The organism is Pseudomonas sp. A, assembly GCF_056270345.1.
The window spans coordinates 1,161,583-1,185,290 of record NZ_CM149873.1; the positions used below are offsets into that span (position 1 = coordinate 1,161,583).

The window sequence follows — 23,708 nt, forward strand, 5'->3', positions numbered from 1 at the left end:
GCGCTGGGGCCGGTGCTGCGATGAAAAAAGCATATAGCTGGCTAATGATTAGATCCAATATATTGTTCGACCTGTTTGAGATGTTTTACGACCTGTTTGGAGTCGATCATGGAGCTGCGTCACCTGCGCTATTTCATTGCCGTGGCCGAGGAGCTGCATTTTGGTCGCGCCGCCCAGCAACTGGGTATCTCCCAGCCCCCGCTGAGCCAGCAGATCCAGGCCCTGGAGCAGGAACTGGGGGCGCGCCTGTTCGAGCGCACCAACCGCCGGGTCGAGCTGAGCGAGGCCGGGCGCCTGTTCCTCGAGGAAGCGCGCCAGGTGCTGGCCCAGGTGGAGAAAGCCGCCGACGTGGCTCGGCGGGCGCAGCTGGGGGAATTGGGCGAGATGAAGATTGGCTTCACTTCATCGGCGCCTTTCACCTCGCGCATCCCCCAGGCCATCCATGCGTTCCGCCAGCGCTTCCCTTCGGTGCATCTGCACCTCAAGGAAATGAGCAGCCGCGAGGTGGTAGACGGGGTATTCGATGAGTCCATCGAGGTCGGCCTGATGCGTCCGCTGCCGGTGCCGGATGGGTTGGTGGTCAGCGAGCTGTTCCGCGAGCCGCTGGTGGCCGTGCTCAACGCCTCGCACCCGCTGGCAATGGGCAGTGGACAGGGCGTGCACATGGCGGCGTTGGCGCAGGAGCCGTTCGTGTTCTTCCCGCGCAGCTACGGCAGCGGCCTGCATGCGCAGTTGATGAGCCTGGCGGGCAAGGCCGGCTTCAGCCCGCACTTCGCTCAGGAAGCGGGCGAGGCGATGACCATCATCGGCCTGGTCTCGGCGGGGCTGGGGGTGTCGGTATTACCGGCATCGTTCCAGCGGATGCGGATCGACGGCGTGGTCTACCGTACCTTGCTGGACGAAGGCGCCGACACCGCCGTGTGGCTGGTGCAGCGGGCCGGCGTGGGCTCGGCGATGGCCAGGGCCTTCGCCGAGCTGCTGGGCGGGGTCAGTCCACCTGGGCCAGGTCGCCGCGCAGGGCCACCGAAGTGACAAGCAGGCCGGCACGGCACTGGAACTTCTCGGTGTCCTTGTACAGGTTGCGCTGGTCGACGCTGGCGATGTTCACCACGGCGTTGGCGTTGGCCTTGCGCGCGGCGTTCTGCAAGGTCGCCAGGGCCGATTGCAGGGCCCAGTAGCAAGCATCTTCGTCGGCCTTGTTGCTGCCGTTGGTCTTGCGGCTGCTGCTCACCGGGCTGAGGGTGCGGGTCGAGGCGGGAAGGCTTTCGCCGGCCAGGTAGAACTTCACGCTGCCATCGAGCAAACCGGCCTGGGTGGCGCGCTTGACCCCTTCACGGAAGCTCAGGTAGGTCGGCGCGTCCACGCCCTGGTTGACGAAGCCCTGTGCATTCAGGTGCTCGATATGCGGGTCGAAGGACAGCTCCTTGAGGATGTTGTCGCGCAGGCGGTTGACCCAGCGGTTGTAGTTGCCGTGAATCTTGCCGTCGTCGTAGTCCAGGCCCCAGCTGCTGCGGTAGATCACCTGGAATTCGGTGGGGCTGTAGGGGATGTCGACCTCGGCGTGGTGGCGGCCGCGCACGGTGATCTCTGCCTTGACCATGCCGGGGCGCACCGACTGGATGATCCACTGGCGGTCGTTGAGGGCGGTGACGATGGCGCGCTTCATCTGGTCGTCACTGAAGCCGAGGTCGCTGGAAAACGCTTCCTTGGCGTTGTACACGGGTTTGCTGGTGCAGCCGATGACCAGCAGGGCCAATGCCAGTACGGCAAACAGGCGGTGGATCCGAGTCATTCCTTTCACTCCAAAGGGTCAGCGCCAGCGACGGAAGATCAACGACGTGTTGACCCCGCCGAAGGCGAAGTTGTTGTTCATCACATGCTCATGGTTCATCGCGCGGAACTCGCCGCGCAGGTAGTCCAGCTCGCCGCAGCGCGGGTCGACGTGGTCGAGGTTGAGGGTGGGCACGTAGCGGTCGCTGTTCATCATCTCGATGCTGAACCACGACTCCAGCGCGCCACAGGCACCCAGGGTATGGCCGAGGAAGCTCTTCTGCGAGCTGATCGGCATGCGTGGGCCGAACAGGCTGCTGGTGGCCTGGGTCTCGGCGATGTCGCCCTGCTCGGTGGCGGTACCGTGGCCGTTGACATAGCCGATCGCTTCGGGAGCGAGGCCTGCGTCCTCCAGCGCCAGTTCCATGGCACGGCGCATGGTGGCCTGCTCCGGACGGGTGGTGTGCTGGCCATCGGCGTTGCTGCCGAAGCCGACGATCTCGGCGTGGATCCGTGCGCCACGGGCCAGGGCGTGTTCCAGCTCCTCGAGCACCAGCATGCCGCCGCCTTCGCCGATCACCAGGCCATCACGGTCGAGGTCGTAGGGGCGCGGGCTCAGGTGCGGGGTGTCGTTCTTCAGGCTGGTGGCGTAGAGCGCGTCGAACACCATGGCCTCGGTGGGGCACAGCTCTTCGGCGCCGCCGGCGAGCATCATCGGCAGGCGCCCGTACTTGATCGCCTCGTAGGCGTAGCCGATGCCCTGGCTGCCGCTGGTGCAGGCGCTGGAGGTGGGGATCAAGCGCCCGGTGAGGCCGAAGAAGATGCTGATGTTGGCCGCCGTGGTGTGGGGCATCATGCGCACGTAGGAGTTGGCATTGAGGCCGTCGGCCACCGAGTTGAGCAGCATGTTGCCGAAGGCCTTGATCTCGTCGGTGCTGCCGGTGGACGAGCCGCAGGCCACGCCCATGCGCCCGTCGCGGATGCTCGGGTCGTCGAGCAGGCCGGCGTCGGCCAGGGCGCGCTCGGCGGCGGCAACCGCCAGGCGCGACACCCGGCCCATGCTGCGCAGCTGCTTGCGGGTCCAGTGGCCGGGCACCTTGAAGTCATCGATGGGACCGGCCAGGCGGGTGTTGAGCTCTTCAAAGCGGTCCCACTCGTCCATGCGCCGGATGCCGCTGCGTTGCTGGGCGAAATGCCCGGCGATGCTGGCCCAGTCGTTGCCCAGGGCGGTGATGCCGGCCATGCCGGTGACGACGACGCGGCGCATCAGCACAGCCCTCCGTTGACCGCCAGCACCTGGCGGGTGATGTAGGCCGCCTCGGGCGACATCAGGAAGTTCACCGCGCCGGCTACTTCCTCCGGTGTGCCCATGCGCCCGGCGGGGATCATCTTCAGCAGCTCGTCCACCGGCACGTGTTCGTCGAGCATGGCGGTGTCGATCAGCCCGGGGGCCACGCAGTTGACCGTGATGCGGCGCTTGCCCAGCTCGATCGCCAGGGCCTTGGCGGCACCGATCAGGCCGGCCTTGGAGGCGCTGTAGTTGACCTGGCCACGGTTACCGATCAGGCCGGACACCGAGGTGACACAGACGATGCGGCCCGGTGCGCGGCGGCGGATCATCGGCATCGTCAGCGGGTGCAGGACGTTGTAGAAACCATCAAGGTTGGTGCGCATGACCTGGTCCCAATCGTCCTCGGTCAAGGCCGGGAAGGCGCCGTCACGGGTCAGGCCGGCATTGCATACCACACCGTAGTAGGCGCCATGGGTCTCAACGTCGGCTTCCAGGACGGCCTTGCAGGCTTCGCGGTCGGCGACATCGAACTGCAGCACCCGCGCCTGCCGGCCCAGGGCCTGGACCTCGGCGGCGACGGTGTCGGCCTCGGCGCGGCCGCTGCGGCAGTGCAGGACCAGGTCGTAACCGGCACGCGCCAGGCGCAGGGCGATGGCCCGGCCGATGCCCCGGCTGGAGCCGGTGACCAGGATGGTGTCAGTCATGGGGTGACTCCTCAGGGCCCGCCTCGGCCAGGTAGCTGGCCACTTGCGGCGGGCGGTAGACATTCAGGCGGGCGCTGGCGTTGATGCCGGGGCCGCGCAGGTGACATTCGAACACACCCATGCCGTTGTCGTCCTCCAGCGAGCGCAGCGCGTGGATGCGCAGCTCTGCGCCGGCGGGGAAGTGTTCGACATCGCATTCGAACTTGCGGGTGCCGAGCAGGAAGCCCAGCTCCACCGGCTGGTCCAGGCGGCGTGCGCGGCAGCCAGCGTAGGCGGCCACGCTCTGGGCCATCAGCTCCAGGCCCAGCCAGGCCGGCAGGCTGCCGTCCTCGCGGTTGAACAGCCCGCCGGGGCGGACGGTCACGCGGGTGTGGATCTGCTCATCGTCGCAGCTGTCGACCTGATCGATCAGGATCATGTCGCCGGCATGCGGCAGCAGTTCGGCCAATGGCCAGGCAATCATGGGGTGTCTCCGAGAATCAGGCTCACGTTGTTGCCGCCGAAGGCGAACGAATTGCTCATCAGTCGACGCGGGCGGCCCTGGGGCAGCTGCTGGCCAGCGTCTGCCAGGGCCAGCTCCGCCAGTTGCGGGTCGCGCTGGCCGTCCCAGACATGGGGTGGCAGCCGCCCGTGCGGGTTGTGTTCGCTCAGGGCCAGCCAGCAGAAGGCCGCCTCCAGCGCCCCGGCCGCGCCCAGGGTGTGGCCGGTCATCGGCTTGCTGGATGAGCACGCTGTGCCGGCGCCGAACAGGGCATGCACGGCCAGGCTTTCCATGGCGTCGTTGTGCTGGGTGGCGGTGCCGTGCAGGTTCAGGTAGTCGATCTGCGCCGCGGCCAGGCCGGCATTGTCCAGGGCCTTGGCCATGGCTTGCAAGGCGCCGTTGCCGGTGGGGTCGGGTGCCGAGATGTGATGGGCGTCGGAACTGGCGCCGGCGCCAAGCAGGGCGATGGCAGGCCCCTGTGCCGGGCGAGTTCGGCTCATGACGAACAGCGCGGCGGCTTCGCCGATGTTGATGCCGTTGCGGTTCACCGAGAACGGGTTGCAGCGTTGTTCGCTGACCGCCTCCAGGGCGCTGAAACCGTTGAGGGTCAGCCCGCACAGACTGTCGACGCCCCCGCACAGCACGGCGTCGCACAGGCCCAGGTCGAGCAGGCGACGCGCGCTCAGCAGCGCCCGGCCGCTGGAGGTGCAGGCGGTGGAGATCACGTAGGCCGGGCCGCTCAGTTGCAGCCAGTCGGCGAGGAACTCGGCGGGAGCGCTCAGTGCCTGCTGGTCGTAGCGGTAGCTGCCTGGCAGCACACCTTCGTGCAGGTAGTGGGCAATGTCGGCGCTGGCCTCGGCAATTCCCGAGGTGCTGGTGCCCAGCACCACGCCCACCCGTTGCGGGCCGAAATCGGCAATCGCCTGGCGGATCGCCGGTTCGATCTGCAAGGCCGCGCAGTAGAGCAGCTGGTTGTTGCGGCTGTGCTGTTCAGGCAGCGGCACGGCGGGTAGTTCGCCACTGACCGCACCCACCGCAGGACGTCGGTCCGGCACCCAGCCCTCCTGGGGCAGCATGCCGGAGCAGTCACCGGCGAACAGGCGAGCGGCCACCTCGGCCTGGCCGCGGCCAAGGGCGCAGACCAGGCCCAGGGCGTTGAGATAGGCGGTCATGGTGTGTTCTCGCTGGGCAATGGGCTGACTTCATAACGCAGGCCCTGGCCCAGGTTCAAGGTGAAATGCTCGCTGGCCCGATAGCTGACCTGCCAGCGGTCGCCCAGCCAGCGTCGTTGATCCTGCTGGCGCGCCTGTGGATAGAGACGCTGCAGTTGCCCGGACGGCGTCAGGGCGAACAGCACGGCGGCGAACAGTTCGCGCGCCGCCGGGTTGGGCGGCAGCAGGCCGTCGGCCTGCCATTGCCTGCCATCGAGCAACTGGCGCGCCTGGGGGATGCCCAGCAGGTCGAGCAGCGACCAGCGCAGACGGTGGTCTTCGTCCTGGATCACCAGCAGCCAGTCCTGGCGTTGGCCGTCCTGCTCGCGCTGCACGTGCAACTGGCGCGGCAGTGTCAGCGTGGGCAGCGTCTCGGGCAGGGGCGGGCGCGCGGCGCAGGCGCCGAGCAGCAGGCACAGGCACAGCGCCAGCAGGTGTTTCATGGTTGCTCCAGGGGCTTGCGCGCCACTACGTTGACCAGGGTTTCCTCGCGCTGGCCAACTGGTGGCGGCTTGCGCAGTCCCAGGCGTTCGAGCAGGCCGAAGTCCTTTGAGCGGCTCCACCACAGATAAGGGTAGGACACGTTGCGTGCGGCAAACTCGAAGCCCTGGTCACGCAGCATCTGCAGGTAGCCTTCGGCGCTCTTCTGCACGTGCATGGGGTGGCGGAACAGCCAGCGGATTACCCAGGTGTCGATGTAGGCCTCGGTGGACTCGGCGAACAGCAGGTAGCCGCCCGGCTTGAGTACACGGTAGAACTCGGCCAGGGCTTTCTCCTGTTCCACCAGGTGGTGGAAGGTCTGGTGGCAGAACAGGATGTCGACGCTGGCGTCGGGGAACTGCAGCGCCGCGCAGTCGCTGCCGCGCAGCTCCACCTCGACGCCCAGCCGCTGCGCCTCGGCGGCGCTCAGCGCCAGGCTGTGCGGGTCGGCGTCGGTGCCCAGCAGGCGCGACGGGGCGAACACCTGCAGCAGGTGCTTGAACGACTTGCCCTGGCCGCAGCCGGCATCGAGCAGCACCGGCGCCTGGGGCGGCTCGCCGTCGAACAGGCGGCGCAGGTCATTGATGGCCACGCGCAGCACATGGTGCTGCCAGGTGTGGCTGCGCAGGAACCAGAAGCCGATGCGGGTTTCTTCGACGTAGGTGTCGCTCAGGTACGGCTGCTGGCTCATGCTGGCGTCCTCGCGCACAGCTCGGCCAGGGTGCGCAGGCGGCGCTGGGGTTCGGCGACGAACGGATTGCGCAGGTCCCAGGCATAGCCGGCCAGGATCGAGCTGATCATGGCGCGGATCTCCGGCGAGCTGCCGGGGTGGTAGATCACATCCTGGAAGCTGCCGTCGTACCAGCCTTCGACATAGGCGCGGAAGGTATCGACGCCGCGTTTGAGCGGCGTGGCGAACTCGGCCTGCCAGTCCACCGCCTCGCCCTCCAGCTGACGGTGCAGCAGGTTGGCGGCCATGCTCGCCGAGCGCATGGCGATGGTCACCCCCGAGGAGAACACCGGATCGAGGAATTCGGCGGCGTTGCCCAGCAGGGCAAAGCCCGGGCCGTGCAGGGTGCTGACGTTGGCCGAGTAGCCACCGATGGTGCGGGCCGGCGTGTCCCAAACGGCATTGGCCAGCACCTTGGACAGGCTCGGGGTCTGCGCCACGAAGTGCTTGAGGCAGGCGTCCAGGTCGGCCGGCGCCTCTGCGAAGCGCTCGGCGGCGGCGACCACGCCCAGGGAAGTGCGGCCGTTGCTGAACGGGATGGTCCAGAACCAGATGTCACGGTGTTCGGGGTGGGTGGTGATGAGGATCTTGTCACGGTCGAAGCCGGGGTGGTCGATGCGGTCTTCGATATGGGTGAACACCGCCTGGCGCACCGGGAAGTTCGACGGTGCTTCCAGCTCCAGCAGGCGCGGCAGCACGCGGCCGTAGCCGCTGGCGTCGAGCACGAAGGCGCTTTCAACCTCGTATTCGTCACCCTCGGGGCGGCGCACCCGCACGCGCGGGCAGTCACCGCCCATGTCGACGCTGACGATCTCGTGCTCGTAGCGGATCTCCACGCCCTGGGCCTGGGCCTGGTCGGCAAGCAACTGGTCGAACTGCGCACGTTGCACCTGGAAGGTACTTGGCTTGCCCTGGGAGAAGGTCAGGCCGAAGTCGAACGCGCTGTATTCCTCGCCCCAGGCAAAGGCGGCGCCGTTCTTGTGCTGGAAGCCCGCGGCCTCGACGGCTTCGAGCATCCCGGCCTCCTCGACGAAGTCCAGGCAGTGGGACAGCAGGCTCTCGCCGATGGAGAAGCGCGGGAAACGCTGGCGCTCGATTACCAGTACATCGTGGCCCTTGCGCTTGAGCAGGGCGGCGGCGATGGCGCCGGAAGGCCCTGCGCCGATCACCAGCACCTGGCGTTGTTGCAGTTCACAGTTCGGCATGAGGCCTCCTTGGCGTCGGGACAGTATTCAGGGGAATCCGGTGCAGGCCGGCCATTGCCGGCATCAGGGTGGCGACCAGGCTCATCAGCATCAGGGCGAAGTACAGCGCCGGGCCGATCAGCCCCTGTTGCAGCAACAGGTTGAGAAAGACGATTTCGCTCAGGCCGCGGATGTTCAGCAGCAGGCTCTCGCGCCATTTGCTCGCGCCGGGGAACGATGGCGCGGCCCAGCACAGGCCCAGCCAGTTGCCCAGCAGCTTGCTGGCGATCGGCAGGGCCAGCAGGGCGGCCAGCTGCAGCGCATCGAAGCCTTGCAGGGCATGGTGCACGTCGATCTGCACCACGCCGTACGTGAGGATCAGCGGCACTGCCAAGCCTTGCTGCAGGCGGCGGCTCCAGGCCTCGGACAGCGGCATGCGCACCGGGACCTTGAGCCAGGCCAGGCAAGCCAGGTAGCCGATGCCAAAGACCAGGGCATTGAGCCGGTAGTGCTCGGCGACAAACAGCAGCGCCAGGAACAGCGCACCATATACCCTTGGGGCCCGCAGGCCGGCGAAGTGCAGCGGCAGCGGCAGGGCCGCCGCCAGTAGCGGCCAGGCCAGGCTGCCCGGTTGCAGGCTGCCCTGGCCGAGGCCCAGCAGCAGCCAGCAGGCCAGGTCGATGAGGATCGCCGCCTGCAGCAGCCGGCGGCTGGCCGCGGGTGGATAGTTGATGGCGCGCAGGTACAGGTACAGCACCGGGATCGCGGTGATGGCGAACACCAGTCCCAGGGCCAGCGCGGTGAGGCCGCCCTGGTCCAGCAGCCACAGCGCGCAGGCAAGGCCGCAGGCGAAGGGCACCAGGAAGCTGGGCACGGCCAGCTTCAGTGCCTGGCGGTCGATGCGCAGCTCGGCCACGTCGCTGAGGATATGCCCCAGCAGCAAGGCGAAGCTACAGCCGTAGAGGGTCTTCAACCAGCTCGGCGCGACCAGCGCGGCGCCGTCGAGCTGCCAGTGCGGCTCGACCCACAGCAGCATCAGCAGCGGCAGTGCCAGGGTCGCCAGCAGCAGCTGGCTGACGATCGGGATCAGCCCCACGCGCTTGCCCAGCGCACAGGCCAGGGCGAACAGCAGCAGGGCCATGGCCCAGAACAACAACACGCTCATGATCAGCTGTGCGCTCCTTCGCGCGGCGCGGCCCAGGGGGCCAGGATGAAGCTCATTGCCAGGCCCAGGCTCACCGCCAGGCCGAAATTGCTCACCGCCGGGGTGCTCGACAGCGCCAGCAGGCCGAACGACAGCCAGGTGGTCAGCGCCGCCAGCAGGGTGCCCAGCAGGCTCACCGCCTCACCGCCGACGCGCTCGTGCATGAGGATCGCGTAATCGACGCCGATGGCAGTCACCAGCAGCAGGCCGAACAGGCTGAACAGCGTCAGCGGCTGCCCGAGCCAGCCCAGCAGGGCCAGGCTGCACAGCGCGGCGAGCAGCGGCAGGGCGACGATGCGCAAGGCACCGCGCAGGCCGAACGGCAGCACCAGCAACACCAGGATCAACACGCACGACAGCAGCTTGAGCTCGGCGGCGCTGACCTGGGTGGCGGCAAACAGTTGGTTCAGCTCACCCAGCCGGTCCACCAGCTGCACGCCAGGCAGACCCTCGGACTGCAGGCGCAGCAAGGCGGTGTCGTTCAGCCCCTGAAGGCTGACGATGGCGGCCACGCCCTGGTCCACCTGGCCCAGCCACAAGGGGCGCCAGGCTTCGCCCAGGGGGCCGGCGAGGACATCGTCGATGGACTGGATAGGCAACTGGTGCAATTGCTTGAGTTCGGCCAGCAGCGCGGTTTCCGGCACGCCCTGGGCCAGCAGCGGTTGCCAGTGTCCGGGCAGGCGATCCAGCGCCTGCAGCGTGCGCGTCTGCTCGGCGGGGCTGGCGACCAGCCGATCGAGGGACATGTAACCCTTGAGCTTGCCCAGGTCGACCAGCTCGTCGAGTTTTTCCGACAGCGCCGCCAGGCGTTCCAGCAATTGCTGTGGGTCGGCGCCACGTACCAGGTAGAACTGGCTGGTGGGCTGGTAGCCGGTGATGCGTGCCACCGCTTGGGCTTCCTCCAGCAGTTGCGGCGGGCTGCCGACCCACTGGCGCACGTCGTTGCGGCTGTCCAGGCGCCACAGCCCGGCGGCGCAGAACAGCACCAGCAGGGCCAGCAGCGCAGCGCTGGGGACTCGGCGCAGCAGGCCGGCGCGCAGTTCGGTCAGCCATTGCGCGACGCGCAGTGGCCACTGGGCCGGGCGCAGCTCGACACCGCCGAGCAACGCCGGCAGCAGGCACACGGCGCTGAGATAGGCGCCGACCAGGCCGGCGGCCGAGAACGCGGCGATCTGGGTCAGCGCGGGGAACGGCGTGAAGGCCAGGGCCAGGTAGCCGATGCAACTGGTCGCCAGGCTCAGGCTCAGCCCCGGCAGGGTCAGGCGCACGGCCGGCCAGCTGCGCCAGGGTTGCAGGCTCCAGCTCTTGGACAGGTAGTGCAGCGGGTAGTCGACGGCCACGCCGATCAGGCTGGAGCCGAGCACCAACGTCATTACGTGCATCTGCCCGAACAGCGCCACGCACACCACCGAGCCGAACAGCATGCCCACCAGCACCGGCACGAAGGCCAGCAGCACGCGCCAGCGGCGGAAGGCCAGCAGCAACAGCAGCAGGATGCCCACGGTGGCGCCGCCGCCGACCCAGGTGATCTCGCGGCTGGCCTGTTGCTGGCCGGCCGCGGCGTACAGAAGGCCGCTGGCCGTCAGCAGTCGGGCGCCTTGCTGGCTGGCCTCGACGCGGGCGCGGGCCAGCAGGTCGGCCACCTGCAAGGGCAGGTGCATGTCGAAGGCATTGCCCAGGGTGCGGGCGCGCAGCAGCACCCACTGCTGGCCGTCGGCTTCGGCCACCAGCGCGCCGCTGGCGGTGTCCAGTTGCACGTTGACCGGCTTGGGCTGGCTCTGCTGGATGCGGCCGCTCAAGCCGAGCCAGTCATCCTGGCTGGCCACCAGGCTGAAGCCGGCGAAGGGGTCGAACAGGCTTTGCAGGCGTTGCTCGACAAAGGTGTCGGGTTGCTCGGCCAGCAGTTGCCGGTCGTGGGTCGAGAGCATGGCCACGCGGCCCTGCAGCAACTGGCTGCGTAGCGCTTGCAGGTCGGTCTGCAGGCTCCATTGCACCTTCTCGAACAGGCCGCTGGCCTGCCATTGTCCGGCCAGGCGTTGGGCCATGGCGACGGCCTGCTCGCGCTGGGAATGGCCGACCAGCACCAGCAGCTCGCGGTTGAGCGGCTCCTGCATGCGTTGCTCGGCTTGCTTGACCAGCGGGTCCTGGGTGGCGCCAGGGACCAGGGTCATCAGGTCGGCCGACAGCGGCGCGCCGCGATGCCATTGCCAGCCGGCCACGGCAAGCATGATCAGCAGCAGGCCCGCGAACAGGCGCGGCAGCAGGCGTTCAGTCGGCAAAATCGCTGCGCTCCGCGTCGCTGAGGGCGCTGGCGCCACGGCTTTCGGGCATGCGCAGCACGGTGCTGTCGCCCTGGGTTTCGCTCAGCTCGATGCGTTCGACGTAGCGCCCGCCGGTGATGTCGATGCGGGTGAAGACTTGCTTGAGCAGCAGCGAGCGTGGGGTCAGGCGCAATTGCCAGTGCGCGGCGTCGCCTGAAAGCGCCAGTTCGAAATCGCGTTGCAGGCCGCTGCTGTCGCCTTGCAGCACGGCGAAGAACAGGCGGTTCTGTTCAGCGCCGGCACTGCGCGCGGGCAGGGTTTGCCAGCCGCTCGGGTCACGGCGGACGATGCCTTTCGCGTCGATGCGGTAATCCTGGCGCAACGGGGTCTGCAGCAGCCAGAGCAGACCGTGGTCGCGGGCCAGGACGAAGCGGCCCTTGCTGGTCAGTGGCTGGGGCAGGGCGCGCAGGTGTTTTTCCTGGATGAACGGGCCGCTGACCACGGCGGGTTCGCTGAGCTGCTTTTGCAGGTCGTCGAGGGTGAAGGCCATTGCCAGGGGGCTGATGAACAGCAGCAACAGGGCGAGCAGTGTCGGGACCTTCGCGGGTAAACCCGCTCCCACAGGTTTCGCGGTGCCTGTGGGAGCGGGTTTACCCGCGAAGAGGCTGGCAATGCCAGTGCACAGCGCGGCGCTCATGGCAGCACCTTGGCAACGGCATCGAGCATCGCCTGGGGCGAGGCCAGTTGCATTTCGCCGCTTTCGATGTGCACCGCCACCTGCACGGTGCTGGCGCGGGTCATGCGCTCGCCGCTGGCGGCGTCGCTGATCAGGTAGTGGATCTTCAGACGGTTTTCCCATTCCACCAGGCTGGCGCGCACGGTCAGGCGCTGGCCAAAGGTGGCGCCGCGGATGTAGCGCAGTTGCAGGTCGATCACCGGCCACGCATAGCCGCTGGCCTGCATGCGCAGGTAGTCGTGCTCCAGGCGGTCGAGCAGCGCGCAGCGGGCGACTTCCAGGTACTTGACGTAGTGGCCGTGCCAGACGATGTGCATGCTGTCGACGTCGAAGAATGGCACGACGATCTCGCTGTCGACGTGGAACACCCCGGGATTACGCATGCAGCCTCCAGTGGCGCTGGCCGATACGGGCCAGGCACAGGCGCAGGTCTTGCTCCAGGGCGCGGTCCTCGATGACCGGGGCGAAGTCCTCCAGCAAGGCCGCGTGCATCTGCGCCAGGGCCGGCGGCAGGGCGTGCGCGGCGGCCAGGCGCTGGCGCAGCCAGACCCCCTGGTTGGCGGCCAGCAGGGTGGCGGCGGCAACCTGTTCGGTCAGTTCCAGCACGCGCAGGGCGTCGCGGGCGGCAATGGTGCCCATGCTTACCTTGTCCTGGTTGTGGCACTCGGTGGAGCGAGAGAACACGCTGGCCGGCATGGTCTGCTTGAGTGCCTCGGCGGTCCAGGCACTGGCGCCGATCTGCACGGCCTTGAAACCGTGGTTGAGCATGGCGCGCTCGGCCTCGGCGCCCGAAAGATTGCTCGGCAGGCCGTGGTTGTAGCGCACGTCCACCAGCAGGGCGAGCTGGCGGTCGAGCAGGTCGGCGACGTTGGCCACCAGGTTCTTCAGGCTGTCCATGGCGAAGGCGATGTGCCCGCCATAGAAGTGCCCGCCGTGCAGCACGCGCTCGGCATCACCGTCGATGATCGGGTTGTCGTTGGCGCTGTTGAGTTCGGTTTCGATGAAACTGCGCAGCCAGCCCAGGCTGTCGGCCAGTACGCCCAGCACATGGGGCGCGCAGCGCAGCGAGTAGCGGTCCTGCAGGCGATGCAGCGGTGGCAGCGGGGCCTCGATGGCCAGGTCCTGGCGCAGCCAGGCGGCGACCTGGGTCTGGCCGGGGTGCGGCTTGGCGGCGAACAGGCGCTCGTCGAAGTGCTCGGGGTTGCCCTGCAGGGCGACGACATTGAGCGCGGTGATGCGCGTGGCCAGCTTGAGCAGGTAGTCGGCGCGGGCGAAGGCCAGGCAGGCCAGGCCAGTCATCACCGCAGTACCGTTCATCAGCGCCAGCGCTTCCTTGGGGCGCAGCACCAGGGGCTGCCAGCCGAGTTCGCGGTGCACGTCGGCGCTGCTGCGGCGCTCGCCCTGGTACATGACTTCGCGCTCGCCCGACAGGGCCGCGGCCACGTAGGACAGCGGTGTCAGGTCGCCGCTGGCGCCAACCGAGCCTTCCTCGGGGATCAGCGGCAGGATGTCGTGCTCGATGAACGCTTGCAGGCGTTCCAGCAGCTCCAGGCGCACGCCGGACACGCCATGGCTCAGCGAGCGCAGGCGCGCCGCCAGCACGGCGCGGGTGGCCGGCGCGTCGAGCAGCCGGCCCAGGCCGCAGCCGTGGAAGGTGTAGAGGTGCCGGGGCAGGGCCTCGACGTGCTCCAGCGGCACGGCCACCACGCAGGAGTCGCCGTAGCCGGTGGTTACGCCGTAGATCACCCCTTCCTTGTCCAGCAAGGTGTCGAGGAAGCGCGCGCCACGGGCAATACGCTCGCGGTAGGCGGCGTCAGCCTGCAGGCGCGACGGCGCGCGGCGCTCGGCCAGGGCCAGGACGTCTTCGATCGCCAGCGGCGCTGCGCCGAAGGTTACAGGCTCATGCGGATGCATCGTCATCGGTCTTCCAGAAGGGGTAGAAATTGAACCATTGCAGCGGTGCCTGGGCGCAGTAGTGGCCCAGGCGTTCGGCGTAGCGGGCGGCCCATTCGGCGATCACCGCGTCGCGTTGGCCACGGCGCCATTGCAGGCGCTCGACGAACGGCTCGAGGGTGACCTGGTAGCGGCCCTGAAGCTTGAGGCAGAACAGCAGGTTGAGCGGGCAGCCGAGCAGCCCGGCCAGCAGCCATGGCCCCTGGGGGAAGGCCGCTGGGTGGCCGAGGAAGTCCACTTCTACGGTGCGACCGCCATGCAGCGGCACGCGGTCGCCGGCGATCGCCAGCCACTCGCCGCGCTCCAGACGCTCCGACAGCTGTAGCATCACCGCCGGGTCCAGCTCGCTGACCTGGATCAGCCGCAGGTGGCTGGCGCCGGCTTCACCCAGCAGGCGGTTGAAGTGTTCGGCATGGCGGGTATGCACCAGCACGTTCATGGTCACTTTTTCGCCGATCTCGGCCAGGGCCCGGCATACTTCCAGGTTGCCCAGGTGTGCGCCCACCAGCATTTGCCCGCGTTCGCCGTGCAACTGCTGGCGCAGATTGGCCGGGTCGATGATGTCGATCTGCGACAGGGCCAGTCGGCCATTCCACACGTCGAGCTTGTCCAGCAGGGCTTCGGCAAATGACATGAACTGGCGGAACACGCGCCACTGGCCGGGGGCCTGGACCTGGCCGGCGCTCCAGCGGTGCAGGCGCTGCTGGTACTGCCAGGCGCTGCGCCGGGCGCGGCCGCCGAAGACGAAGAAGTAGGCGACGATCACATGGATCAGCGGGCTGAGCACGCGCCGCCCGAGCAGGCGGGCCAGGGTGGCGGTGAGCTTCATCAGCCAGAAGCTGCCGCGTTCCTGGTGCTCGGCCCAGTGTTGCGGACGCTCGCTCATGCGTGCCACCTGCGCCAGAGGATCAGCGGGGCGCGCAGGAGCATGCCGAAGAACAGCTTGGCGTGCATCTTCGAGATCAGTGCGTTGTCGTGGAACAGACGGAAGTGTGACAGGCCGTCCTGAGGATAATGGACCTTGGTCGGCAACCAGCGCATCGGCTGGTTGCGCCACGCCAGGCGCACCAGGATCTCCGGGTCGAAATCCATGCGCCGACCAAGGCTGACGCTGTCGATCAGCGCCAGGGTCGCGGGCAGCGGGTAGACGCGAAAACCGCACATCGAATCGGGGATTCGCAGCGACAGGCTGTTGATCCACACCCACACGTGGGTCAGGTAGCGGGCATACAGGCGGCCCTTGGGCACGCTGGCATCGTACTGTGGATAACCGCACACCAGCGCCTGTGGATAAGCCTGCGACTGGGTCAGGAAGTGGCTGACATCGGTCAGGTCGTGCTGGCCGTCGGCATCCACCTGCAGGGCGTGGCTGAAGCCCAGCCGCGCGGCTTCGCGCAGGCCGGCCATCACCGCGCCGCCCTTGCCCTGGTTGACCGCCAGGGTGACCAGGTGAACGTCGTCGCGCTCGGCCAGCTGGCCCAGTACGCGGGCACAGGCCGCGTGGCTGGCGTCGTCGACCAGCACGCAAGGCAGGCCGGCGCGCAGCAGGTCGTCGACCACCTTGGGCAGCGCCTGCTCGTGGTTGTACACCGGGATCACCGCGCAAGGCTTATGCACAGGCGGCCTCCAGCACGATGCGACCGCTGGAGCAGGGCTGCCCGGCGCAGGTGTAGGCGAAGTACAGCTTGCCGCGCTCGGCATCAAAACGCAGGGTCAACAGCAGCTCGTCACCGGGGCGCACCAGTTGCTGGAACTTGAGTACTTCCATGCCGGCAAAGCGCTGGGCCAGGTGCAAGTGCGACGTGGCCAGGGCGAGCGCCCAGTCGACCTGGACCACGCCCGGCAGCACGGGCGTCTGCGGGAAGTGACCGGGGAAGCAGGCAAGATCCAGGGGCACCGCCAGGCGCAGGTGCAGCTCTTCGCCTTGTCGACTGTGCTCCAGCACCTCCGGCGCCATGCTGCGCGAGGCCAGCAGCAGCGCCTGCAGATCGGCCTGGGGCAGCTTGCCCTGGGTATTGAGAGGCAACTGGCGCACCAGGCGCCAGCGGCGTGGCAGGGCCAGCGCCTCGCAATGGCCGGCCAGGTGCTGGCGCAGGCCGTCGATCACGGCGCGGCGGCCCTGGTTGCGCAGGGCGTGCAGCCCGGCCGGGGTCAGGGCTACCAGGGCGCCGAGGTAGGCGCGGCCTTCCTCGATCATCCCCAGGCGTGCTTCGGCGACCCAGGCATTGGCGCACAGGGCCTGTTCGAGCATGGGCAGCGAGATGCGTTTCTCTTCGAGCTTGACGATGCGGTCCAGCCGGCCGAGCAGGCGGAAGCGCCCGTCGTCGCTGAACTCGGCGGCGTCGGCGCTCTGTTCGACATGACCGGCGGGCAGGTAGGGCGAGGCGATGCGCAGGGCGCCCCGTTCATCCTGGCTCAACTGCACGTCGGCAAAGGGTTGCCACAGCGGTTCGCCCTGACGCCAGGCGATACCGCCGGTCTCGGAGCTGCCGAGGATCTCGGTGGGCCATTGTCCCAGGCGTTGTTGCAGGCTTTCGGCGGCGGCTGGCGGCAGTTCACCGCCGGAGGAGAATACCCTGCGCACCGGGCTCAGGGCCGGCCAGTCGAGGTTGTCGCCCATGCGCTTGAGCAGTGCCGGGCTGGCCACCCAGGCGAACGCCGGGTGCTCGCGGCTGGCGCGTTGCAGGTCTTCGGGAAATGGCAGTTGGCGGCGCTCGAAGCCGCGCCCGGCACACAGTGGCCAGAGTACGCGCAGCAGCAGGCCGTAGATGTGCTGGGTGGCGACACTGCCGATGATCCAGGCCGTGCCGAGGTCCTTGCCCCAGAGCTGCTCCAGGGCATTGACCTCGTTGGCCAGCTGGCGCAGCTGCTTGTCGATGCGCTTGGGCTCACCGCTGGAGCCGGAGGTGCACAGGCTGACGCGGCAGGTGTCGAGGTCGAGGTCGGCAGGCGCGAGGGCCTCATCCAGCAGGTCGTCTAGCTGCTCGTCGGTGGTCAGCCACAGGTCGACCTGGGCCTGCCAGCGCTCACGGGTGGCGGGTTGCAGGTCGGCGGGCAGCAGCACCTCGGCGCCAGCGCGCCAGGCGCCGAGCAGGGCGATGGCCAGCGACGCGGCGTCTTCCAGGTGCACGGCCAGGCGGCGGATCCCGCGCTCACGCAGGCCGCCGGCCAGGCGCAGGGCCTGCAGGCTGAGCTGGGCGTGGTCCAGGGATGGTGCGTGGGTCACCTGGCGCGGGGCGTCCAGCGGGCGCAGCAGGTGTTCGAGGTTGATCCAGTTCATGAGCGTCCTCGCACACGTTGTCTTATCAGCCATTCGACGGCGAACAGCAGGCCCATCGCGGCATAGGCGATCAGCCCGTTGTACAGGGTCCACCAGGCCAGCGGCGCCCACAGGGTCAGGCCCGCGGCGACCAGTCCATTGGCCAGGAAGAACAGGCACCACACCTGCGTCACCCGCCGCGTGTAGCGCACCGCATGGGGCGGCAGATCGGGCTCGCGCAGGCGCGCCAGGCGTTCGGCCACCGGCATGCCGCGCAGCAGGCTGGCGCCGAACAGGGCCAGCATGAAGGCGCTGATCAGCACCGGGTACCAGCGCAGCAGATGCGGACTGTCGGACAGCCCCAGCAGGGCGCAGAACGCCAGCGCCGCCAGCGCCATCCACAGGCTGCCCGGGCGGCGCGGCGTGCTCAGGGCACGGGCCAGCCACAGGCCGCCGAGCAGCAGGCCGAATTGCCAGGGGGCGAAATGGGCCATGCCGAAGTGCACCGCGAAGGGGTACAGCAGCCCGGCCAGCAGCAGGCCGAGGCCGATCAGGCGTTTCATGCCGCCGGGTTGACCAGGCGGTGCACCGCCTCGACCACGTCACCCACGGTGCGTACCGACTTGAAGTCGTCGGCGGCGATCTTCTTGCCGGTCTGGCGCTTGATGTGGTCGATCAGGTCGACGGCGTCGATGCTGTCGATTTCCAGGTCCTGGTACAGGTTGGACTCCAGGGAAATGCTGGTCGGTTGCAGTTCGAACAGCTCGACCAGGGCGTCGCGCAGGATGTTGAAGATGTCTTCACGGGTTTGCATGGTGCGGTCTCAGGCTGCCTGACGAGCGGTGACGAACGCCGCGAGGGTGGCGACGTTGCTGAAATGGTTGCGGGTGTCCTTGGCGTCGGCGTCGATCTTGATGCCGTAGCGCTTCTGGATCGCCAGGCCGAGCTCGAGGGCGTCCACCGAGTCCAGGCCCAGACCTTCGCCGAACAGGGTCTGCTGGTCGTCGATGTCCTGCACGCTGATGTCTTCCAGGCCCAGGGCGTCGATGATCAGTTGCTTGAGGTCACGGTTCAGGTCTTGCTGTGGATCGCTCATCGGCGGCGAGCTCCTTTGTATAGTGCTGGTGCAGGAAATCGTTGAGTCGGCGCGACGCGATCGGCGCCGGGCCCATGGCGGCGAAGGCCTGGAGGTCGATGTCGGCGCCGACGCTGAGGCAGAAGTGCACACGGCGCCAGGGAATGCGGTACCAGGGCTCGTTCTTGGTCAGGGTGGTGGGGCTGACCCGGATGGTCACGGGTGTGATGATCTTCGCACCCCGCAGGGCGATGGCCGCGGCGCCGCGATGAAAGGCGGGGACATGGCCGGGCGCGGTGCGCGTGCCTTCGGGGAAGATGATCAGCGGCTGGCCTTGCTGCAAGGCGGCGACGGCGCTGTCGAGCATGTCCATGCTGCCGTCGTTGCCGATGTACTGGGCCTCGCGCACCGGGCCGCGGGTGAACGGGTTGGCGAACAGACTGTGCTTGACCACGCAGTTGGCCTGGCGCACCAGGCCGATGAGGAACACCACGTCGATCAGCGAGGGGTGGTTGGCAATGATCATCTGCCCGGGGCTGCCCAGGCGCTCGGCACCCTTGATCTCATAAGTGAGCACGCCGGTCACCTGCATGAAGCGGATGAAGCGCCAGAACAGCCAGCCGATGGTGCGCCGGGCGCGCTGGCGGTGGCGCGTGGCGTCACCCGGCAGGCAGGCGAGCAGGGGGAACACCAGCAGACGCAGGCACAGACCACCCAGGCCGAACAGGCCAAAGCTCAGGGCGGTTGCCAGCAGGCGCCACAGGTAGGCGTCCCGGGGGCGCTCTATGGCTGTCGTTGCCAGTTCCATGTGCGGCGGTTCCAGGTGTGGGAAAGGGATCGGGCACCGCCCAGCGTGGCTTGCAGCCAGCTCAAGGCGTGGGGCAGCGGGGGGCGGGGAGCATCGGGCGATGAGGGGTGGCCTAGTGCCAGTTGCCATTGTCGCCCAGGCGTGAGGCGCAATGCCAGCGCGTAGCCAAATGGCACGTCGTCGATCCAGGGGCCGTAGACCGACGGCGGTTGTTCCTCGGCGATGATCAGCAGCACCGCCGGCGCCCCTTCGCGCAGCAAGGCCGCGGCTTCCAGCAGGCCTTGCTCGAAACCGTCGCCGGCCGCGGCCAGGGCGGTCATCTCGCACGTCTCGCCGCGCAGGATCGACCACAGGCCGATCACGGCATTGTGCACCGAGAGGCTGAACTGGGTGGGCGAGAGCGGCTGCTGTGCGGCCAGGTCGCTGAGGATCGAGAAGGTGCGCGGCGTTTCGCCGTGGCGCGAGACGAACACCAGTGGCATCGGTTCGCAATCCTCGGCCAGTGGCCAGCCCACGGCGAACGCCATGCGTGCGAGCGGGCTCAGGCGGCGGCGTTGCATGGCGGGCAGGAACGAGACGTCCGGCACCTGCTCCACGGCGCATGGGTGCAGGTCATGGTCGGCCCAGGACTGCCAGTCGTCGGGCGTCTGCAGGCCGGGCGCCCAGGCGCGCCATTGGCTGATATCAAAGGTGATCACGGTGCTTGTTACTTCCCGCCCTGTGGGACTTCCTTGCCTTGGGGATGACTCGGAACACAGACCTTGCAGGGTGGCGCTTTGCCGAGTGGCGCGCATTATCCCGGTGACGGAGGTGTGTAGCAATTAGTCGTTACATTCCTGTCAGTCAGACATTGCATTTGCGCAGAAGTATCGAATCGAATCTGCTGCGTAAGGGTTTTCCGACGGCTGGTCAGTGACAGGTTGTCGGTCGCTGGCCGCCCAACTTGAGTGAAGTGCTGGCCATAAGCGGTGCGGCGCCACATACTCGGGCATTCGTTGATACACGGAGGTCTGTCATGCGGCGCGTGGTGTTCAATCAGAAAGGTGGCGTGGGCAAGTCGAGCATTGCCTGCAATCTTGCGGCGGTCAGTGCCAGCGAAGGCTATCGGACCCTGCTGATCGACCTGGATGCCCAGGCCAACTCGACCCAGTACCTCACCGGCCTGACCGGCGACGACATTCCCATGGGCATCGCCGACTTCTTCAAGCAGTCGCTGTCCAGCGGGCCGTTCGCCAAGAAGAACAAGGTCGACATCTACGAAACCCCCTTCGACAACCTCCACGTGGTGACCGCCACCCCGGAGCTGGCCGACCTGCAGCCCAAGCTCGAGGCCAAGCACAAGATCAACAAGCTGCGCAAACTGCTCGACGAGCTGGATGAAGACTACGAGCGGATCTACATCGATACGCCGCCAGCGTTGAACTTCTACGCGGTTTCCGCGCTGATCGCTGCCGATCGCGTGCTGATCCCCTTCGATTGCGACAGTTTCTCGCGCCAGGCGCTGTACGGCCTGCTGGCCGAGATCGACGAACTCAAGGAAGACCACAACGACGAGCTGATGGTCGAGGGCATCGTGGTCAACCAGTTCCAGTCACGGGCCAGCCTGCCCCAGCAGATGCTCGACGAGCTGCTGGCCGAAGGCCTGCCGGTGCTGCCGGTTTACCTGGGCAGCTCGGTGAAGATGCGCGAGTCCCACCATGCCAGCCTGCCGCTGATCCACCTGGAGCCACGGCACAAACTGACCCAGCAGTTCGTCGAGTTGCATGATCTGCTGGAGCGCAGCGCCTAGACGGTACTTGCGAGCAGTACCGATCCTGACTAAAATCTCCCAAAATGGGAGATTGCGCCGGGATGCGTATTATTGCAAAGCGATCGTTGGTCCGGTTCTGGGAGCTGCCCGGGCATGAGGATGCCAAGGCGCCCCTGGAAAGCTGGCATGACCTGGTGCTCAAGGCCGATTGGTGTTCTCCACAGGACGTGAAGGCGCAGATCGGCAATGCCAGCATCTGCGCGAACAATCGTGTGGTGTTCAACATCGGCGGCAACAAGTATCGGCTCGTGGTGGAAATGCAGTATCGGGCAGGTATTGCCTGGGTGAAATTCGTCGGAACGCACAAGCGCTATGACGAGATCGACGTGGAGACGATCAATGAATATTAAGCCCATTCGCAGTGATGATGACCTGCAGGCCGCCTTCAAGCGGCTGGAAGCCATTTTCCAGGCCGAAGCCGGGACGCCGGAGGCGGATGAAATGGAAGTGCTTGTGACATTGATCGAAGTTTATGAGAACAAGCACTATCCGATTCATTCAGCGGGCCCGATCGAGGCGATCAAGTTCTGCATGGACCAGCAAGGGCTGACGCCGCGTGATCTTGAGCGCTATATCGGTCCGAGCGGTCGCGTTTCCGAAGTATTGAACGGCAAGCGAGGCTTGAGCCTCTCGATGATCAAGCGCTTGCATGATGGTCTGAGGATTCCCTATGAGTCCCTTCTGGCCAGTGTGTGAGCGTATCTAGACTCCTTGGCTGCGTAGCCACTCCAGCAACGACTGCAGCGGAAACGCCCCAGCCTGGCGCGCCACTTCACGGCCATTCCTGAACAGGATCAAGCTGGGGATCGAGCGGATACCGAGCTGGCCGGCGAGGTTACGGTTGGCCTCGCTGTCGAGCTTGGCCAGGCGGCAGCGGCCGGCGAGCTGGCGCGCGGCCTGTTCGAACACCGGGGCGAAACTCTTGCAGGGGCCGCACCAGTCGGCCCACACATCCAGCAGCAACGGCAGGTCGCCCTTGATCTGGGCGGCGTAGGTGCTCTCGTTCAGGTCGAAGGGCTGAGCGAGCAGCACGTCCTGCTTGCAGCGGCCGCATTTGGGGCTGTCGCCCAGGCGCTCGGCGGGTAGGCGGTTGAGGCCGTTGCAGTGGGGGCAGGGGATTACCAGGGGTTCGGACATTTTATCTCCTTGATATTGCTGGGGCTGCTGTGCAGCCCTTTCGCGGCACAAGGCCGCTCCTACAGGGGTATGCGTTTTCCTGTAGGAGCGGCCTTGCCGAGGCGTCGGACCGGCCGGAAAGGGCCGCGCAGCGGCCCCGGGGTTCATGACGAGCAACTGATCTCCAGGTGCTTGCCCCACTCCGGCGGACGCTCGGCATAGGCCTGCATCCCGGGTTGCTCCTCAAACGGCTTGCCCAGTACCTGGTGCAGCCGCCGCACTTTACTGTAGTCGCCCGCCTCGGCGGCTTCGATGGCCTTCTGCGCCAGGTAGTTGCGCAGCACGTACAGCGGGTTGACCGCATGCATGCGCTCACACCGCCCTTCAGCGTTGCCCGGCTCGCGTTCGCAGCGCGCCTGGTACTCGATGCCCCAGGCGTCGAAGCCGGCCAGGTCGATGAAGTCATCCCGCAGCACCTGCAGGGCCTCGGCCACGGGCTGCTCGCCCAGACGGCGGAAGAACAGGGTGTAATCCACGCCACCCCGCTGCATGCACTGCAGCAGTCGTTCGACCAGTGCCATGTCGTCGTCCTCGGCGGTGGTCAGGCCCAGGCGGCGGCGCATCAGGTCCAGGTAGTGCGCCTGGTACAGCGGCAGGAACAGTCCCAGCGCCTCCTTCAGCGGCTCGACCTCGATCACCGTGGTCAGGGCCTGGGCGAGGGCGCTGAGGTTCCAGTGGGCGATCGGCACCTGGTTGGCGTAGCTGTAGCGGCCCCGGTCATCGGAATGGTTGCAGATGAAGTTGGCGTCGAAGTCGTCGAGGAAGGCGTAGGGGCCGAAGTCGAAGGTGATGCCCAGGATCGACATGTTGTCGGTGTTCATCACCCCGTGGCAGAAGCCATAGGCCTGCCAGCGGGCGATCAGTTCGGCGTTGCGTTCGACGATGGTGCGGAACATGGCCAGGTAGGGCTGCTCGGCGTCGCGGCACTCGGGGTAGTGCTGCTCCAGCACATGGTCGATCAGCACCCGCTGTTGTTCCGGTTGCTTGGTGTAGTAGAAGTATTCGAAGTGGCCGAAGCGCACGTGGCTCTGGGCCAGGCGCAGGAGCATGGCGGCGCTCTCGCGGGCTTCGCGCCATACCGGGGTGCTTGAGCCGATCACGCACAATGCGCGGCTGCTGGGAATGCCCAGGGCGTGCAGGGCCTCGGAGGCGAGAAATTCGCGGATCGACGAGCGCAGCACGGCGCGGCCGTCGCCCATGCGCGAATAAGGCGTCTGGCCGGCGCCCTTGAGGTGCAGGTCCCAGTGCTCGCCGGCCTCGTTGAGGATCTCGCCCAGCAGCAGGCCGCGGCCGTCACCCAGGCGCGGGTTGTAGGAGCCGAACTGGTGGCCGGAATACACCATCGCCCGAGGGTCGGCCTCTTCCCAGAGCTTGTGGCCGCTGAACAGCTCGGCGAACACCGGCAGTTCGGCCTGGGCCGGGTCGAGGTCGAGCAGGGCCATGGCCGATTCGCTGGCGACGACCAGGCGTGGATCGGCGATCGGGTCGGGCAGGACCTGGGTGGAAAACGCGTCGCCGAGTTGGGCGAAGCGGTTGTCGAAGGTGAGTTGGTCGAGGGACTTCACGGGGCCTGCT

Annotated in this window: 27 protein-coding genes; 4 read left to right on the forward strand and 23 right to left on the reverse strand. The window is 67.4% G+C overall.

Annotated elements, in window-relative coordinates; translation table 11 throughout:
• The first annotated feature begins 108 nt into the window (after positions 1-108).
• Positions 109-1,032 carry a LysR family transcriptional regulator gene (locus tag AC0MAZ_RS05270; protein WP_475860475.1) on the forward strand — a complete coding sequence of 308 codons (924 nt, stop codon included), beginning with the start codon at positions 109-111 and terminating at the stop codon, positions 1,030-1,032.
• On the opposite strand, the gene AC0MAZ_RS05275 is transcribed toward AC0MAZ_RS05270, so the two are convergent.
• Genes AC0MAZ_RS05275 through AC0MAZ_RS05375 form a run of 21 tightly spaced genes read right to left on the reverse strand, consistent with a single transcriptional unit; the run spans position 989 to position 19,845 of the window.
• Complete coding sequence (locus AC0MAZ_RS05275) at positions 989-1,792, reverse strand: hypothetical protein (protein ID WP_475860477.1); 804 nt, start codon at positions 1,790-1,792, stop codon at positions 989-991. The two genes, AC0MAZ_RS05270 and AC0MAZ_RS05275, sit on opposite strands and share 44 nt — an antisense overlap.
• 18 nt (positions 1,793-1,810) lie before the next feature.
• A complete protein-coding gene (locus AC0MAZ_RS05280) occupies positions 1,811-3,037 on the reverse strand; it encodes a beta-ketoacyl-ACP synthase (RefSeq protein ID WP_203648474.1) in 1,227 nt (408 codons plus the stop codon).
• On the reverse strand, positions 3,037-3,765 hold the full coding sequence (gene fabG, locus AC0MAZ_RS05285) for a 3-oxoacyl-ACP reductase FabG (protein WP_203648471.1): 729 nt from the start codon (positions 3,763-3,765) through the stop codon (positions 3,037-3,039). Before fabG ends, AC0MAZ_RS05280 begins: the two co-directional genes overlap by 1 nt.
• Positions 3,758-4,228 (reverse strand): hotdog family protein, encoded by a 471-nt coding sequence (locus tag AC0MAZ_RS05290; protein WP_203648469.1) that lies wholly within the window; start codon positions 4,226-4,228, stop codon positions 3,758-3,760. The genes fabG and AC0MAZ_RS05290 overlap by 8 nt, the downstream gene beginning before the upstream one ends.
• Positions 4,225-5,418 (reverse strand): beta-ketoacyl-[acyl-carrier-protein] synthase family protein, encoded by a 1,194-nt coding sequence (locus AC0MAZ_RS05295; RefSeq protein ID WP_203648467.1) that lies wholly within the window; start codon positions 5,416-5,418, stop codon positions 4,225-4,227. The genes AC0MAZ_RS05290 and AC0MAZ_RS05295 overlap by 4 nt, the downstream gene beginning before the upstream one ends.
• Entirely contained in the window at positions 5,415-5,900 is a 486-nt protein-coding gene (locus tag AC0MAZ_RS05300) for a hypothetical protein (protein WP_475860479.1), read from the reverse strand. Before AC0MAZ_RS05300 ends, AC0MAZ_RS05295 begins: the two co-directional genes overlap by 4 nt.
• A complete protein-coding gene (locus AC0MAZ_RS05305; RefSeq protein ID WP_232854920.1) occupies positions 5,897-6,628 on the reverse strand; it encodes a class I SAM-dependent methyltransferase in 732 nt (243 codons plus the stop codon). The genes AC0MAZ_RS05300 and AC0MAZ_RS05305 overlap by 4 nt, the downstream gene beginning before the upstream one ends.
• The gene (locus AC0MAZ_RS05310) at positions 6,625-7,872 is read right to left on the reverse strand and encodes an NAD(P)/FAD-dependent oxidoreductase (RefSeq protein WP_203648462.1); all 1,248 of its coding nucleotides are present in this window, start codon (positions 7,870-7,872) and stop codon (positions 6,625-6,627) included. The genes AC0MAZ_RS05305 and AC0MAZ_RS05310 overlap by 4 nt, the downstream gene beginning before the upstream one ends.
• The gene (locus AC0MAZ_RS05315) at positions 7,859-9,016 is read right to left on the reverse strand and encodes a cation:proton antiporter (protein WP_254464999.1); all 1,158 of its coding nucleotides are present in this window, start codon (positions 9,014-9,016) and stop codon (positions 7,859-7,861) included. The genes AC0MAZ_RS05310 and AC0MAZ_RS05315 overlap by 14 nt, the downstream gene beginning before the upstream one ends.
• A 2-nt stretch (positions 9,017-9,018) precedes the next feature.
• Positions 9,019-11,334, reverse strand: coding sequence for an MMPL family transporter (locus tag AC0MAZ_RS05320; protein ID WP_475860483.1), 2,316 nt, complete (start codon positions 11,332-11,334; stop codon positions 9,019-9,021).
• Complete coding sequence (locus tag AC0MAZ_RS05325; RefSeq protein ID WP_475860485.1) at positions 11,324-12,013, reverse strand: outer membrane lipoprotein carrier protein LolA; 690 nt, start codon at positions 12,011-12,013, stop codon at positions 11,324-11,326. Before AC0MAZ_RS05325 ends, AC0MAZ_RS05320 begins: the two co-directional genes overlap by 11 nt.
• Positions 12,010-12,435, reverse strand: a complete 426-nt coding sequence (locus AC0MAZ_RS05330; RefSeq protein WP_186711988.1) for an acyl-CoA thioesterase — start codon at positions 12,433-12,435, stop codon at positions 12,010-12,012. Before AC0MAZ_RS05330 ends, AC0MAZ_RS05325 begins: the two co-directional genes overlap by 4 nt.
• Positions 12,428-13,972, reverse strand: a complete 1,545-nt coding sequence (locus AC0MAZ_RS05335; protein ID WP_475860488.1) for an HAL/PAL/TAL family ammonia-lyase — start codon at positions 13,970-13,972, stop codon at positions 12,428-12,430. The genes AC0MAZ_RS05330 and AC0MAZ_RS05335 overlap by 8 nt, the downstream gene beginning before the upstream one ends.
• On the reverse strand, positions 13,953-14,891 hold the full coding sequence (locus AC0MAZ_RS05340) for an LpxL/LpxP family acyltransferase (protein ID WP_475860491.1): 939 nt from the start codon (positions 14,889-14,891) through the stop codon (positions 13,953-13,955). Before AC0MAZ_RS05340 ends, AC0MAZ_RS05335 begins: the two co-directional genes overlap by 20 nt.
• Positions 14,888-15,622: a glycosyltransferase family 2 protein gene (locus AC0MAZ_RS05345; RefSeq protein WP_232854928.1), complete on the reverse strand. Its 735-nt coding sequence runs from the start codon at positions 15,620-15,622 to the stop codon at positions 14,888-14,890. Before AC0MAZ_RS05345 ends, AC0MAZ_RS05340 begins: the two co-directional genes overlap by 4 nt.
• A complete protein-coding gene (locus AC0MAZ_RS05350) occupies positions 15,615-17,285 on the reverse strand; it encodes an ApeI family dehydratase (RefSeq protein ID WP_234561598.1) in 1,671 nt (556 codons plus the stop codon). Before AC0MAZ_RS05350 ends, AC0MAZ_RS05345 begins: the two co-directional genes overlap by 8 nt.
• Positions 17,282-17,827 carry a COG4648 family protein gene (locus tag AC0MAZ_RS05355; protein ID WP_203648436.1) on the reverse strand — a complete coding sequence of 182 codons (546 nt, stop codon included), beginning with the start codon at positions 17,825-17,827 and terminating at the stop codon, positions 17,282-17,284. The genes AC0MAZ_RS05350 and AC0MAZ_RS05355 overlap by 4 nt, the downstream gene beginning before the upstream one ends.
• Positions 17,824-18,078 carry an acyl carrier protein gene (locus AC0MAZ_RS05360; RefSeq protein ID WP_234561599.1) on the reverse strand — a complete coding sequence of 85 codons (255 nt, stop codon included), beginning with the start codon at positions 18,076-18,078 and terminating at the stop codon, positions 17,824-17,826. The genes AC0MAZ_RS05355 and AC0MAZ_RS05360 overlap by 4 nt, the downstream gene beginning before the upstream one ends.
• 9 nt (positions 18,079-18,087) lie before the next feature.
• Positions 18,088-18,360, reverse strand: coding sequence for a phosphopantetheine-binding protein (locus tag AC0MAZ_RS05365; protein ID WP_186711983.1), 273 nt, complete (start codon positions 18,358-18,360; stop codon positions 18,088-18,090).
• Complete coding sequence (locus AC0MAZ_RS05370; RefSeq protein ID WP_203648432.1) at positions 18,329-19,147, reverse strand: lysophospholipid acyltransferase family protein; 819 nt, start codon at positions 19,145-19,147, stop codon at positions 18,329-18,331. Before AC0MAZ_RS05370 ends, AC0MAZ_RS05365 begins: the two co-directional genes overlap by 32 nt.
• Positions 19,123-19,845, reverse strand: a complete 723-nt coding sequence (locus AC0MAZ_RS05375; RefSeq protein ID WP_234561600.1) for a beta-ketoacyl synthase chain length factor — start codon at positions 19,843-19,845, stop codon at positions 19,123-19,125. The genes AC0MAZ_RS05370 and AC0MAZ_RS05375 overlap by 25 nt, the downstream gene beginning before the upstream one ends.
• 317 nt (positions 19,846-20,162) lie before the next feature.
• Here AC0MAZ_RS05375 and AC0MAZ_RS05380 point away from each other — a divergent pair, with 317 nt between their 5' ends.
• The 3 genes from AC0MAZ_RS05380 (at position 20,163) to AC0MAZ_RS05390 (ending at position 21,653) form a co-directional block, all read left to right on the forward strand.
• Complete coding sequence (locus AC0MAZ_RS05380; protein WP_198745742.1) at positions 20,163-20,936, forward strand: ParA family protein; 774 nt, start codon at positions 20,163-20,165, stop codon at positions 20,934-20,936.
• Between the two features lie 62 nt (positions 20,937-20,998).
• The gene (locus AC0MAZ_RS05385) at positions 20,999-21,307 is read left to right on the forward strand and encodes a type II toxin-antitoxin system HigB family toxin (protein WP_050707314.1); all 309 of its coding nucleotides are present in this window, start codon (positions 20,999-21,001) and stop codon (positions 21,305-21,307) included.
• The gene (locus AC0MAZ_RS05390; protein WP_110735277.1) at positions 21,297-21,653 is read left to right on the forward strand and encodes a helix-turn-helix domain-containing protein; all 357 of its coding nucleotides are present in this window, start codon (positions 21,297-21,299) and stop codon (positions 21,651-21,653) included. The genes AC0MAZ_RS05385 and AC0MAZ_RS05390 overlap by 11 nt, the downstream gene beginning before the upstream one ends.
• Before the next feature lie 6 nt (positions 21,654-21,659).
• Here AC0MAZ_RS05390 and trxC read toward each other — a convergent pair whose 3' ends face one another.
• Positions 21,660-22,094, reverse strand: coding sequence for a thioredoxin TrxC (gene trxC / locus AC0MAZ_RS05395; RefSeq protein WP_203648428.1), 435 nt, complete (start codon positions 22,092-22,094; stop codon positions 21,660-21,662).
• Between the two features lie 143 nt (positions 22,095-22,237).
• On the reverse strand, positions 22,238-23,698 hold the full coding sequence (gene selO, locus AC0MAZ_RS05400) for a protein adenylyltransferase SelO (protein WP_475860501.1): 1,461 nt from the start codon (positions 23,696-23,698) through the stop codon (positions 22,238-22,240).
• Between the last annotated feature and the right edge of the window lie 10 nt (positions 23,699-23,708).

Excerpts from the sequence above, each read along its gene's own strand:
- AC0MAZ_RS05270 (WP_475860475.1), top strand. The coding sequence starts at position 109 with ATGGAGCTGCGTCACCTGCGCTATTTCATTGCCGTGGCCGAGGAGCTG.
- AC0MAZ_RS05275 (WP_475860477.1), bottom strand. The coding sequence starts at position 1,792 with ATGACTCGGATCCACCGCCTGTTTGCCGTACTGGCATTGGCCCTGCTG.
- AC0MAZ_RS05280 (WP_203648474.1), bottom strand. The coding sequence starts at position 3,037 with ATGCGCCGCGTCGTCGTCACCGGCATGGCCGGCATCACCGCCCTGGGC.
- fabG (WP_203648471.1), bottom strand. The coding sequence starts at position 3,765 with ATGACTGACACCATCCTGGTCACCGGCTCCAGCCGGGGCATCGGCCGG.
- AC0MAZ_RS05290 (WP_203648469.1), bottom strand. The coding sequence starts at position 4,228 with ATGATTGCCTGGCCATTGGCCGAACTGCTGCCGCATGCCGGCGACATG.
- AC0MAZ_RS05295 (WP_203648467.1), bottom strand. The coding sequence starts at position 5,418 with ATGACCGCCTATCTCAACGCCCTGGGCCTGGTCTGCGCCCTTGGCCGC.
- AC0MAZ_RS05300 (WP_475860479.1), bottom strand. The coding sequence starts at position 5,900 with ATGAAACACCTGCTGGCGCTGTGCCTGTGCCTGCTGCTCGGCGCCTGC.
- AC0MAZ_RS05305 (WP_232854920.1), bottom strand. The coding sequence starts at position 6,628 with ATGAGCCAGCAGCCGTACCTGAGCGACACCTACGTCGAAGAAACCCGC.
- AC0MAZ_RS05310 (WP_203648462.1), bottom strand. The coding sequence starts at position 7,872 with ATGCCGAACTGTGAACTGCAACAACGCCAGGTGCTGGTGATCGGCGCA.
- AC0MAZ_RS05315 (WP_254464999.1), bottom strand. The coding sequence starts at position 9,016 with ATGAGCGTGTTGTTGTTCTGGGCCATGGCCCTGCTGCTGTTCGCCCTG.
- AC0MAZ_RS05325 (WP_475860485.1), bottom strand. The coding sequence starts at position 12,013 with ATGAGCGCCGCGCTGTGCACTGGCATTGCCAGCCTCTTCGCGGGTAAA.
- AC0MAZ_RS05330 (WP_186711988.1), bottom strand. The coding sequence starts at position 12,435 with ATGCGTAATCCCGGGGTGTTCCACGTCGACAGCGAGATCGTCGTGCCA.
- AC0MAZ_RS05335 (WP_475860488.1), bottom strand. The coding sequence starts at position 13,972 with ATGACGATGCATCCGCATGAGCCTGTAACCTTCGGCGCAGCGCCGCTG.
- AC0MAZ_RS05340 (WP_475860491.1), bottom strand. The coding sequence starts at position 14,891 with ATGAGCGAGCGTCCGCAACACTGGGCCGAGCACCAGGAACGCGGCAGC.
- AC0MAZ_RS05350 (WP_234561598.1), bottom strand. The coding sequence starts at position 17,285 with ATGAACTGGATCAACCTCGAACACCTGCTGCGCCCGCTGGACGCCCCG.
- AC0MAZ_RS05355 (WP_203648436.1), bottom strand. The coding sequence starts at position 17,827 with ATGAAACGCCTGATCGGCCTCGGCCTGCTGCTGGCCGGGCTGCTGTAC.
- AC0MAZ_RS05360 (WP_234561599.1), bottom strand. The coding sequence starts at position 18,078 with ATGCAAACCCGTGAAGACATCTTCAACATCCTGCGCGACGCCCTGGTC.
- AC0MAZ_RS05365 (WP_186711983.1), bottom strand. The coding sequence starts at position 18,360 with ATGAGCGATCCACAGCAAGACCTGAACCGTGACCTCAAGCAACTGATC.
- AC0MAZ_RS05370 (WP_203648432.1), bottom strand. The coding sequence starts at position 19,147 with ATGGAACTGGCAACGACAGCCATAGAGCGCCCCCGGGACGCCTACCTG.
- AC0MAZ_RS05380 (WP_198745742.1), top strand. The coding sequence starts at position 20,163 with ATGCGGCGCGTGGTGTTCAATCAGAAAGGTGGCGTGGGCAAGTCGAGC.
- AC0MAZ_RS05385 (WP_050707314.1), top strand. The coding sequence starts at position 20,999 with ATGCGTATTATTGCAAAGCGATCGTTGGTCCGGTTCTGGGAGCTGCCC.
- AC0MAZ_RS05390 (WP_110735277.1), top strand. The coding sequence starts at position 21,297 with ATGAATATTAAGCCCATTCGCAGTGATGATGACCTGCAGGCCGCCTTC.
- trxC (WP_203648428.1), bottom strand. The coding sequence starts at position 22,094 with ATGTCCGAACCCCTGGTAATCCCCTGCCCCCACTGCAACGGCCTCAAC.